Annotated in this window: 10 protein-coding genes; 7 read left to right on the top strand and 3 right to left on the bottom strand. The window is 33.0% G+C overall.

Features of this window, described 5'->3' with window-relative positions:
* Positions 1-10 precede the first annotated feature (10 nt).
* The 4 genes from DFQ06_RS07695 (at position 11) to DFQ06_RS07680 (ending at position 4,819) form a co-directional block, all read left to right on the top strand.
* A complete protein-coding gene (locus DFQ06_RS07695; RefSeq protein WP_074938177.1) occupies positions 11-1,237 on the top strand; it encodes a 3-phosphoshikimate 1-carboxyvinyltransferase in 1,227 nt (408 codons plus the stop codon).
* Positions 1,238-1,352: 115 nt separating this feature from the next.
* Positions 1,353-2,402 (top strand): tRNA preQ1(34) S-adenosylmethionine ribosyltransferase-isomerase QueA, encoded by a 1,050-nt coding sequence (gene queA, locus DFQ06_RS07690; RefSeq protein WP_042497250.1) that lies wholly within the window; start codon positions 1,353-1,355, stop codon positions 2,400-2,402.
* Between the two features lie 338 nt (positions 2,403-2,740).
* A complete protein-coding gene (gene rlmN, locus DFQ06_RS07685) occupies positions 2,741-3,781 on the top strand; it encodes a dual-specificity RNA methyltransferase RlmN (RefSeq protein WP_133966976.1) in 1,041 nt (346 codons plus the stop codon).
* Between the two features lie 60 nt (positions 3,782-3,841).
* Positions 3,842-4,819, top strand: coding sequence for a polyprenyl synthetase family protein (locus DFQ06_RS07680; protein ID WP_042503118.1), 978 nt, complete (start codon positions 3,842-3,844; stop codon positions 4,817-4,819).
* 9 nt (positions 4,820-4,828) lie between these two features.
* Here DFQ06_RS07680 and DFQ06_RS07675 read toward each other — a convergent pair whose 3' ends face one another.
* Genes DFQ06_RS07675 through DFQ06_RS07665 form a run of 3 tightly spaced genes read right to left on the bottom strand, consistent with a single transcriptional unit; the run spans position 4,829 to position 8,196 of the window.
* A complete protein-coding gene (locus DFQ06_RS07675) occupies positions 4,829-5,797 on the bottom strand; it encodes a transglutaminase family protein (protein WP_074938174.1) in 969 nt (322 codons plus the stop codon).
* 12 nt (positions 5,798-5,809) lie between these two features.
* Positions 5,810-6,733 carry an alpha-E domain-containing protein gene (locus tag DFQ06_RS07670; RefSeq protein ID WP_042503113.1) on the bottom strand — a complete coding sequence of 308 codons (924 nt, stop codon included), beginning with the start codon at positions 6,731-6,733 and terminating at the stop codon, positions 5,810-5,812.
* A 20-nt stretch (positions 6,734-6,753) separates the two neighbouring features.
* On the bottom strand, positions 6,754-8,196 hold the full coding sequence (locus tag DFQ06_RS07665; RefSeq protein ID WP_133966974.1) for a circularly permuted type 2 ATP-grasp protein: 1,443 nt from the start codon (positions 8,194-8,196) through the stop codon (positions 6,754-6,756).
* 359 nt (positions 8,197-8,555) lie between these two features.
* Here DFQ06_RS07665 and DFQ06_RS07660 point away from each other — a divergent pair, with 359 nt between their 5' ends.
* The 3 genes from DFQ06_RS07660 (at position 8,556) to DFQ06_RS07650 (ending at position 11,785) form a co-directional block, all read left to right on the top strand.
* Positions 8,556-9,149 carry a SprT-like domain-containing protein gene (locus DFQ06_RS07660; RefSeq protein ID WP_133966972.1) on the top strand — a complete coding sequence of 198 codons (594 nt, stop codon included), beginning with the start codon at positions 8,556-8,558 and terminating at the stop codon, positions 9,147-9,149.
* 76 nt (positions 9,150-9,225) lie between these two features.
* Positions 9,226-10,296: a mannose-1-phosphate guanylyltransferase gene (locus tag DFQ06_RS07655; RefSeq protein WP_042497264.1), complete on the top strand. Its 1,071-nt coding sequence runs from the start codon at positions 9,226-9,228 to the stop codon at positions 10,294-10,296.
* A 31-nt stretch (positions 10,297-10,327) separates the two neighbouring features.
* Positions 10,328-11,785, top strand: coding sequence for a DUF389 domain-containing protein (locus tag DFQ06_RS07650; protein ID WP_133966970.1), 1,458 nt, complete (start codon positions 10,328-10,330; stop codon positions 11,783-11,785).
* Positions 11,786-11,794: the final 9 nt, after the last annotated feature.

The following is an 11,794-nucleotide window of genomic DNA, read 5'->3' as shown; positions in this document are numbered from 1 at the left end:
GAATTTTACAATGAATATTACTCTTCATAAATCGAAACTCGAAAACCAAAAATCGGCAGTTATAATTACAGGTTCAAAAAGTGAATCTAACCGTTTGTTATTATTACAAGCACTTTATCCGGAATTTAAACTTGAAAATGTATCAAACTCCGATGATAGTAATTTAATGACGAATGCTTTAAGCTCGAAATCTAACGTGGTAGATATACACCATGCCGGAACAGCCATGCGATTTTTAACCGCGTATTTTTCAATTCAAGAAGGAAGAGAAGTAACACTTACGGGGTCTAAAAGAATGACGGAGCGTCCAATTAAAATTTTAGTTGAAGCCCTTCAAGATCTTGGAGCCGAAATAAGTTATGTAGATAACGATGGTTTTCCACCAATAAAAATTACAGGAAAAAAACTATCAAATCATAAAGTGTCTCTAAAAGCAAATGTAAGTAGTCAATATATTTCAGCTTTATTATTAATAGCTTCAAAACTAGAAAATGGTTTGGAGTTAACGTTAGAAGGCGAAATTACATCGGTACCATATATAAACATGACGTTAAGCTTACTCGACGAAATAGGTGTAGAGTCGTCGTTTGTTGGTAATGTTATTACCGTAAAACCAAATACAAAAGCATTAACACCAAAAACATTAGTTGTTGAGTCCGATTGGTCTTCGGCATCATATTATTTCAGTATTGCAGCTATTAGTGATATTGGTACAGAAATCACTTTATCATCATACAAAGAGAATTCTTTACAAGGCGATTCTGTGTTAGTTGAGATTTACAAACACTTTGGAGTAACTAGTACATTTAACGGTAATTCTATCACATTAAAAAAAGAAAAAGCTAGCGAATCAACAATAAGTTTAGATTTAAAAAACGCGCCGGATATTGCTCAAACCATAGCAGTAACATGCTTTGCATTAGGTATGCCTTGCGATTTAATAGGTTTGCACACTCTAAAAATTAAAGAAACAGATAGATTAGTTGCTTTAAAAACCGAAATTGAAAAACTAGGTGGCGAAGTAAAAATCACAGATAAGTCTTTACACTTGGCACCATCAACTAAAATAAAGGAATTAGTACCAATAGCAACCTATAACGATCACCGTATGGCTATGGCATTCGCGCCTTTAGCCCTAAAAACATCATTAATTATAGAACATGCTGCCGTGGTATCTAAATCATACCCAACGTTTTGGGACGACTTAAAAGCTATCGGTTTTAAAATAACCGAATAATAATCACGCATTTACTTGACAACCCCTATGCTCAGATTGTATATTTGCAGTGGTTAGAATTTTTTCTGGGGAAGCTCAGAATAAATTAAAACACATTAACTTAAAACCTTTTTGAATGAAATTATCACATTTTGGTTTCAATTTACCAGATGAATTATTAGCGGAATATCCAGCTGAAAACAGAGATGAGTCACGTTTAATGGTGCTTAACAGAAAAGAGCAGACTATTGAACATAAGATGTTTAAAGACATTATTGATTATTTTCAGGAAGACGATGTTTTAATTTTAAATGATACCAAAGTTTTTCCAGCCCGTTTATACGGAAACAAAGAAAAAACAGGTGCTAGAATCGAAGTTTTTTTATTAAGAGAATTAAATGAAGAACAACGCCTTTGGGACGTTTTAGTAGATCCAGCACGTAAAATAAGAATAGGAAATAAATTATACTTTGGAGACGACGAAACGTTAGTAGCTGAAGTTATTGATAACACAACATCTAGAGGGCGTACTTTACGTTTTTTATATGATGGATCGTACACCGAGTTCCGTAAAAAATTAAACGAGCTAGGCGAAACACCTCTTCCTAAATACATCAAACGAGATGTAGAACCAGAAGATCAAGATCGTTACCAAACTATATACGCAAAAACAGAAGGAGCTGTAGCGGCACCAACTGCCGGACTTCACTTTTCTAGACACCTATTAAAACGTTTGGAAATTAAAGGTGTTAAATTTGCAGAGGTTACGTTACACGTAGGTTTAGGTACTTTTAACCCTGTAGAAGTAGAAGATTTGTCTAAGCATAAAATGGATAGCGAAGAGCTTAAAATTGAAGCTAAAGCAGTCGAGATTGTAAACACAGCACTTAGTGAAAAACGTCGTATTTGCGCCGTAGGAACTACAGCTATGCGTGCCATAGAGAGTGCCGTTTCAACAAGCGGAAAACTTAACGAAGTAGAAGGTTGGACAAATAAATTTATTTTCCCTCCATACGATTTTAGTATCGCAAACTGCATGATTACTAACTTCCATACACCAAAATCTACATTGTTAATGATGATTTCGGCATTTGCAGGTCACGATTTTGCTAAAAAAGCATACGAAGAAGCTGTAAAAGAAAAATATAAATTCTACAGTTATGGTGATGCGATGTTAATCATCTAATCCCTTCTAAATAAAACTTAAGCTTCATCCAATAAAAACGATGAAGCTTTTTTTTTGTTTCATATTTAATAAAAATAATGCGTTTTAAAATTTGGGCATTCCCTTTCAGGTCGGGCTTTTCGCTATATCTTTTTGCAAAATAGCCTATGTTTGTTTTTAATTTAGGTTTTTGTGAGGAAGCAGACTTATCAAAAAACTAATTTATAAATTCAGCAAAAAGGATGCCGCTGCAATCCCTAATGCAGCCATGTGCTAAATTTAAGGTTTACACTAAATTTAGTACGACTTTATAAAAACAAGTGCTATAAAAGAAAAAGCTTTCACTATTTTTGCAACCAATGAAAGATAATAAAAAAGACATACGCGCCTTAACTAAAGAACAACTTCGGGATTTCTTTGTGAAAAATGGCGATAAAGCTTTTCGAGGCAATCAAGTTTACGAATGGCTTTGGCAAAAATCGGCTTACACTTTTGAGGATATGACGAACGTATCTAAAGAAACGCGCCAAATGCTCGAAGACAATTTTGTAATCAATCACATTAAAGTAGATACCATGCAACGTAGTAGTGATGGTACGGTAAAAAATGCGGTGCGTTTGCACGATGGGTTAATTGTAGAGTCGGTTTTAATACCAACAAAAACAAGAACCACAGCATGTGTTTCGAGTCAAGTAGGCTGTAGTTTAGATTGTAAGTTTTGTGCAACCTCACGTTTAAAACGTATGCGAAACTTAAATCCAGACGAAATTTACGATCAAGTAGTAGCCATCGATAACGAAAGTCGTTTATATCACGATCGTCCCTTAAGTAATATTGTGTTTATGGGTATGGGCGAGCCGCTAATGAACTATAATAATGTTATTAAGGCTATCGATAAAATAACATCTACCGATGGTTTAGGCATGTCTCCAAAACGAATTACGGTTTCAACATCTGGAGTGCCAAAAATGATCAAGAAAATGGCCGATGATGAAGTGAAATTTAACTTAGCTGTATCGTTACACTCGGCAATAGATGAGGTTCGAACTAGAATAATGCCTTTCAACGAAACATTTCCTTTAAAAGATTTAAGAGAATCTTTGGAGTATTGGTATTTAAAAACTAATCGTAAAATTAGTTATGAATATGTGGTTTGGAAAGATATTAACGATAGCCAAGCAGATATTGATGCCTTTGTTCAGTTTTGTAAATATGTGCCATGTAAAGTTAATATTATTGAATACAATCCTATTGACGATGGTGAATTTCAGCAAGCCTCAAACGAAGCCTTAGAAAATTACATCAGCGCATTAGAAAAAAATAGAATTGTAGTTAATGTACGTCGCAGTCGCGGAAAAGATATTGATGCTGCTTGTGGGCAATTGGCTAACAAAAGTTAAGCACTCGGTATTTTGTGTAAAATCATAAATCTTATATTTAATTTCTTTTAATATCTCACCTTGAAAATAGTAGAACAAATAAAGCAACCCATAGCTTACGAAATGGATCTTTTTGAACAAAAGTTCCTGCTTTCTATGTCGAGTAAAGTGGCATTGCTTAATCGTATTACACATTATATCGTGAATCGCAAAGGGAAGCAAATGCGCCCTATGTTTGTGTTTTTGGTCTCTAAAATGGTCTCTAACGGCGAAGTTTGCGAGCGTACGTATCGTGGAGCTTCTGTTATAGAACTTATTCATACGGCAACACTAGTGCATGATGATGTGGTGGATGATAGTAACAGACGTCGTGGTTTCTTTTCTGTAAACGCGCTTTGGAAAAATAAAATCGCCGTTTTAATTGGCGATTTTTTACTTTCTAAAGGTTTATTATTATCGATCGATAATAATGATTTCGATTTGCTTAAAATTATTTCGGTTGCTGTTCGAGAAATGAGTGAAGGTGAATTACTTCAAATAGAAAAAGCAAGAAAATTAGATATTACTGAAGCGGTTTATTACGAGATTATTCGACAGAAAACAGCAACTCTTATTGCTGCGTGTTGTAGTTTAGGTGCTGCATCTGTAAAACCCGATTCGGAACATGTAGAAACCATGCGTAAATTTGGAGAACTCATTGGTATGGCGTTTCAAATTAAGGACGATTTGTTCGATTATGGCGATACACAAATAGGGAAACCAACAGGTATTGACATAAAGGAACAAAAAATGACTTTGCCTTTAATTCATGTACTTAATGGGGCTTCTAAAAAGGATAAAAAATGGCTCATTAATTCCATTAAAAACCATAATAAAGACACCAAACGCGTTAAAGAAGTTATCGCTTTTGTGAAGGATAATGGTGGTTTAGATTATGCTATTTCAAAGATGACGCAGTTTCAAACGGAAGCTTTAGAATTACTTAAAAAGTATCCAGATTCGGAATATAAGCAATCATTAGAGCTTATGGTTAACTACGTTATCGATAGAAAAAAATAAAGTAAAATTTTATTGTTGCTGTTGCTGCTGTTGTTGGCTGCCACCGTTTTCTTTTTCAGCTAAACTACGTTTGTAACTATTTGATGGATATACGGTAGAAACTTCAGGAGCTACCTGCTTTGTGTTTTCGGTTTTATTTGTTTTAACAGAAACGGTAACTTGCATTTCGGCTTCAACACTACCTTTAAATACTCCTTTTACTGGTGAGCAATCACCATAATCTCTTCCTATAGCTAATCTTACGTGGTTTTCGTTCGCTATAGCGTGATTTGTAGGGTCGAAACCTAACCATCCATAAAATGGAATGTAAGCCTCTATCCAGGCGTGTGTAGCTCCAGTTCCACGTGTTATTTCGTCATTAGGACAAATATAACCACTTACATATCTAGCTGGTATACCAAGCATTTTAACCATGCGCAGCATAACATTTGTAAAATCTTGACAAACGCCTGCCTTGAGTTCCCAAGCTTCTTCTAAAGATGTTTTTACGTTAGTAACTCCTGTTTTATATTCAAAATTATCATAAACATATTCGCATATGGCAAGTACAGCCTGAAATGGCGACTTGGTTTTTAACATTAAATCTAGAATTACATCAGTGATTTCTTGGCTTCCTTTAAAAGGTTTGTGTGCTGTAAAATCTATAAAGTCAATGGTATTTTTAATACGTTTAAGTTCTTCCCACTGTACAGCTTTTTCAATACTATCATCCGGAATTAATTTTGGAGAGGTTACCACTTCAACTTCAGAAATAATGTTTAATTCGTCGTGTGGCTCTATTACCATAAACGTACCAACTCTATTGTTATAAAAATCGATAAAACTTTCTATAAAAGGGTTATTTGTTATAGATATTAAATGCGAAATCACTTTTTGATTATCATCATTAATAGGGTGTAACCTAGTTAATGTTGCCCCATCGATTACGGGTGCATTGTAGTTATACTTTGTTGTATGTTTAATGAAAAATGTAGCCATGATAGTTATAAATCAATTATTAGAGTTGTAAACCGCATTAATATTTGTTGAAATATTACTGATGTCTTCCTTTATACTATGTATAAAGTTATTTAAACCTTGCTCATTAATGTTTTCAATGGTGGTGTATTTTATAGAGCTTTCTAATTTACCAATTAAGAATTCTAAATTCTTTTTTTCTAGTTCGTTGGTTTCGATTAAACGTGTAATATGTCTACTTAGTTTATTTACACAATAATATACCGATCTAGGGAATAATTTATCCTGAAAAACCATAGTAATTACGTGGTCTTGATTGAAGGTTGATTTATGCGTTTTAAGATAAAACTGGTAACCACCTATAGAAAGTAGTAAATTTTTCCAATAGAAACTTTTTTCTAAACTATCCGATGTTTTTCCTATTTCTTGAAGCTTAAGCGATGTAAAATCTGCAATAAGGTTAACACGTTCTAAGAATTTACCAACATTCATGAAATAATAGGATGTACCACGTTCTTGAGTAATATCGGTTGTACCATTATAAATTAAATGATGTTTCCGTAAATCTTCTAAAAACTGAACAGGATCTTCTTCTTTTAAGCGTTTTCGTAAATTTTTATCTGTTAGATATAGATAGTAATTATTTACACACAGCCAAAGTTCTCGAGATATATGCTCTTGTACACTACGTGCGTTTTCTCTAGCTTTTGTAACAATATTGAGAATTGAATTAGAGTTATTGGTGTTAAACACCATAAAATCAATACACTCCAAAGCGTCTTCTGTATAGTATTCATTATCGAATGCTGTGAAATTTTTAATAACGGGTGTCCAGGAAAATAATTCTGGAGAATCTTGATTGGCATAATAATTTACTTTTAGTAAACTAAGAATACCACTACCACGTTCCATATATCGATCTAACCAAATAAGATTATTTGCTACTCTACTTAACATACATATTTATTTTTGTAAAATTATTCTAAAATCCAAGTGTCTTTACTGCCGCCCCCTTGCGAACTGTTAACTACTAAGGATCCTTTTTTCAGTGCAACACGGGTTAATCCGCCAGGGCAAATATCAATACCATCTCGGCCAGAAAGGGCAAATGGTCTTAAATCGATACATCTTGGAGATAATTTACCATCTATGTAACACGGCGCGGTTGATAGTCTTAAAATAGGCTGTGCAATAAAGTTTTCTGGCTTTTTGCTAACGGTATTTAAGTAGTCTTTAATTTCTTCATCTGTAGCTTCATGTCCCATAAGCATACCATAACCACCACTACCATCGGTTTTTTTGATAACCATGTCTTTAATGTTTTTGGTAACATATTCCAGCTCATCTGGTCGACCCAATTGGTAGGTTTCAATATTTTTCAGAAGAGGTTCTTCATCTAAATAATACTTTATCATGTCTGGTACATAGATGTAAATTGCTTTATCATCGGCAATTCCGGTTCCGGGAGCATTTACAATATTTACATTCCCTTTTCGGTAAGCTGCCATAATTCCGGCAACGCCTAAAACACTCTTCTCATTAAATTCTAGTGGGTCTAAATAATCGTCGTCTACACGTCTGTAGATAATATCAACCTGTTTTAATCCGTTGGTTGTTTTCATGTAAACAAAATGGTTTTTAACAACCAAATCGCTACCTTCTACTAACTCAATGCCCATTAAGCGGGCTAGGGTAGTATGCTCGTAATAGGCCGAATTGTAAATGCCTGGTGTTAGCAATACTATATTGGGTTTGGATAGATTTGAGAGTTCTTTAAGTTTCTTGTATAGCAAATTAGGATAGTCTGAAACGGAGCGAACATTGTTTTTAGGTAGAATACCTGGGAATAAACGTTTAGAGATTTCTCTGTTTTCGAGCATGTAACTTACTCCAGATGGTGTTCTTAAATTATCTTCAAGAACGTAAAATTCACCATCGTTGTTTCTTATTAAATCGACACCAGAAATATGTACATAAACATCGTAAGGAACCTTAACCCCTTTCATTTCTCTTAAAAAATTAGGGCAAGAGTAAATTAATTCACCTGGAATAATACCGTCTTTAATAATAAACTGTTCATTATAAATATCTTTAATGAATAAGTTTAGTGCTTTTAGACGCTGTTTAATACCTGCTTCAATTTTCTGCCATTCAGCGGTTGTTATAACTCTAGGGACAATATCGAAAGGAAATATTTTTTCGATACCTTCATTATCATTGTAAACTGTAAACGTAACACCTTGACTCATAAATAATTGTTTTGCAAGGTCTTCTTTTTTAGAAAGCTTTTCTGGCGATGTGTTTTCTAAGTATTTAATAAAACCATCATACTGCGATCTAAATTCTGCATTGTCATTATACATTTCATCCCAAGTACTAGCAAGTTTCTCGTAATTAGAGAATAGGTTGTTGTCTTTCATAAGCTACAAAGTGTTATGCTCAAATATAAGTTTTTGTTGTAAAATATTTAGTGTTTTATGACTTTAAGTAAATAAAGTTTACGGTTTATTGGTATTTGTTAAAATAAATATAGTTTTTTAACTGTAATTGTTTTTTTAATATGATTTATTTGCGACATAAATAATAAAAAAAATAAAAGTTATCTATTCTCGACGAGCTATCACTGGCATTTTTGTAAAATTAAAGCAGAATTAATATATAGGAAACCTTAAAAAAACATATCTAAACTTTTAGGTTGTTTGATATTAGATTGTTAAGTTTTATTTTTTTTCTTGTAATTAATAAGTGTGTTGTTTTAACAATTATTATTTTTGTCGTAATGCAAAACCTACTAAAAAGTTATATACCAGAGCATGCTGTTAATCGAGTTTTAAAACTTTTAGAGCATGATCACTTGTTGGTGAAAATAAAAAACGAACGTAAAACACGCCACGGTGATTATAGACAAATGCCGCATGGTAAGCATCAAATCACAATAAATTCTAACCTAAATGAATATCGATTTTTAATTACCCTTATTCATGAAATAGCCCATTTTGAAACATACAAAAGTTACGGAAAATTTATTAAACCACATGGGAAAGAATGGAAATGTACGTTTAAAAATTTAATGTTACCTTTTTTAAACCCCGATGTTTTTCCGGATAGTTTGTTACCACTTTTAGCAGCACATTTTAAAAATCCAAAAGCATCTAGCGACACAGATACGGTATTAGCCCTAGCTTTAAAGGAATTCGACGAGCCAAACGATAAAACTTATGTTTTTGAAATACCTTTGGGACAATCGTTTGAGTTATATAATGGTCGGGTTTTTAAAATGGGACAAAAAAGGGTAAAACGATTTGAGTGTGTGGAAATTAAAACAGGAAGGTTATATTTGTTTAATCCAAATGCGGAGGTTAAACTTATTTAATTTTTGAAAATAGAAGTAAAACAAAATAATAATAAGCTAGAATATTTTACGATTTTCTAGAAAAACAAATTAAGAAATGAAGAATAATTATTATGCCATATTGATGGCAGGCGGAGTAGGATCTAGATTTTGGCCAGTAAGTACAAGTGATTTTCCAAAACAATTTCATGATATGCTTGGAACGGGCGATACGCTTATTCAGAAAACATTTCAACGTTTATCAAGGTTAATTCCAAAGGAAAATATATACATATTAACAAACGAGCGTTATAACGATTTGGTTTTAGAACAACTTCCAGAAGTTACTCAAAAACAAGTGGTTTTAGAGCCTGCAATGAGAAATACAGCACCTTGTATTTTATATGCATCTTTAAAAATTCAGAAAGAAAACCCAGATGCTTTAATGATTGTGGCACCAAGTGATCACTGGATTGAAGATGAGCAAACTTTTTCTAAAAATGTAGAAGAAGCATTTAATTATTGCTCAGAAAATGATGCTTTAATGACGCTTGGTATTCAGCCAACATTTCCAAACACAGGTTTTGGATATATTGAGTTCGATAAAAATTCTGAAAACGTTATTAAACCTGTTAGTCAATTTAGAGAAAAACCAGATTACGAAACAGCTAAAGCCTTTATAAGTCAAGGTAATTTTCTATGGAATGCGGGTATTTTTATGTGGAGTGCAAAAAGCGTTGTAGATGCTTTTAAAAATAATCAACCGGAATTATACCAATTGTTTGAGTCTGGAATATCTGTTTATAACACCGATGGTGAAGATGATTTTATAAAAGAAAATTACTCTAAAGCCGAAAACATATCTGTAGATTACGCCATTATGGAAAAATCTAAAAATGTTTTTGTGATAGGTGCAGAGTTTGACTGGAACGATTTAGGAACTTGGGGAAGTCTTTACGATAAACTAGATAAGGATAGTAATAATAATGCTATTTTAAATGCTAATAGTTTAGTTGAGAATGCTGAAGGTAATATGATAAGAACAAAACTTGGAAAACAAGTTATTGTAGATGGTTTAAATGACTACATTATTGTTGATAATGATGAAGCTTTGCTTATTTACCCTAAGAGTAAAGAGCAAGATATCAAGCTTGTTTTAAAGCGTCTTAACGATAAATATAGCAACTAAATTTTAAGCGGTTTTGCTAATTAATATATAAATGGAAGAAAATAAATTCAATTTTTCTGAAGACGAGGTTCAGGCAAAGAAAAATCAAAATGTAGAGGAATCAAAAAAGGCCGTTAAGAAAGACGCCGAAGGATTGTTTAAAAGCATTTATGTGTTTTTTAAAGAATTATTAGATTTTAGGGATGATACCGATCGCGATGCTACTATTGAGGCTATAAAAGCAGATATTCCTTTTAAAGGAGCTACAGCATGGATTTTAATTTGTTCTATTTTTGTCGCTTCCATTGGGTTAAATGCCGATTCAACAGCTGTTGTAATTGGTGCCATGTTAATTTCTCCGCTTATGGGGCCAATATTAGGTATTGGCATGTCCATCGCTATAAACGATATTGATACACTTAGAAAATCGTTAATAAACTTAGCAACTATGCTTGTTTTGAGTTTGTTAACGGCTTTTTTATTCTTTAAATTTTTTCCTTTAGGAAATCAAGAAACCTCAGAGTTATTAGGTCGTGTAAAACCAGATATTCGAGATGTGCTTATTGCTTTCTTTGGTGGTTTAGCATTAATAATTGCACGTACTAAAAGAGGGACTATTGCATCGGTTATTTTTGGTGTGGCTATTGCTACGGCGTTAATGCCACCTTTATGTACGGCGGGTTATGGTTTAGCACACGGAAATTGGACCTACTTTTTAGGTGCCATGAACTTGTTTACCATTAATACTATTTTTATTGCGTTGGCAACATTTATAGTGCTTAAGCTTCTTAGATTTCCTATGCTTAAGTATGCTAATTCGGCTAAAAGAAGACGCACAGCGCGTTTTGCAGCGTTGGTTGCTGTGGTTGTTATGATTTATCCAACAATTACTTTCTTAAGAGTTTTAAAAAGCAGTGGTTTTGAGAATGATTACAATAATTTTATTTCAAATGAAATTAAACTAAATCAGGAGCTTTGGTTTCAAAACGGAACCTTAAATTCAGATGAGAAAAAAATCACACTTTATTTTAATGGTGAAATATCTGAAGCTACAGAATCCGATTTGTTAAACGAAATTAAAGGATACGATAAAATCAGTGATTTTAAATTAGAGATTTTTGGGAATAAAAACAGAAGTTTTGATAAAATTTCCGACGCTTATGATAGAGCTATTAGAGATTTAGATGAAAAAGATCATATTATTTCTGGTTTACGAAATGAAATTGAAGTTTTACAAGAAGAACTTCGCCTAGTGAATGGCGGAAGTAGCGTAATATCTTTCACCAATTTATCGCGTGATGCCAAAGTTAGGTTTAACGATTTAACATATTTTAGTTATGCTAAAACATTAGAGTCTAAAGATTTTATAAACACAGATACATTGCAAGTTGCCACTGTAAAATGGAACGAATCTTTAAGTGATAGTTTGATTGTGATAAAAGAAAAGCAACTTGCCGATTGGTTAAAAGAAGAGCTTAAAGCCAAGCGTGTTATTTTAAAACGAAATTAATTCGATAGA

It is taken from the genome of Algibacter lectus (assembly GCF_004368925.1).
GTDB classification, from domain to species: domain Bacteria; phylum Bacteroidota; class Bacteroidia; order Flavobacteriales; family Flavobacteriaceae; genus Algibacter; species Algibacter lectus.
This window is presented reverse-complemented; position numbering and strand designations above follow the sequence as displayed.